We start from the raw sequence: 357 nt of genomic DNA, 5'->3' as shown, positions 1-357 counted from the left end.
TTTCCGTCTTCCTGACCGACTACCTGAATCTGAAGGAACAGGCACGGGCGGAACTCAACGGGCTGTTCAACGAGTCGGACTATCCCACGCTTGCCCGCATGTCGGAGAAGTTCGGCGTCAAGCTCGCCGTGCTGCCGTTTCCTGACGCAAGCCAGTTTGGCGTCGATCTGCCGGCCGACGTGCTGACGGATCTTCGTTCGGAAATCGACCAGCACGTGCTTGCCTCGATCTTGAACCGCCCCGGGTTTTCCGGAGACCGTTTTGCTTGCGTCATGCCACAGTGACAGACTCAGCGAGATTTGCATAGTAAGCGGCTTCTGCCTCGGCAGGTGGAATGTTGCCGATGGGGCCGAAGAG

At 58.8% G+C, this 357-nt stretch carries 1 pseudogene; it reads left to right on the top strand.

The window, feature by feature from the left end:
• Nucleotides 1–230: pseudogene (locus AB3X89_RS40365) on the top strand (hypothetical protein); the annotation flags it as partial.
• Nucleotides 231–357 lie beyond the last annotated feature (127 nt).

The organism is Paraburkholderia sp. BR14320, assembly GCF_040948665.1.
GTDB lineage: Bacteria > Pseudomonadota > Gammaproteobacteria > Burkholderiales > Burkholderiaceae > Paraburkholderia > Paraburkholderia youngii.
Note: the sequence above shows the minus strand (reverse complement) of the source record. Positions and strands in the feature narration are given on the sequence as shown.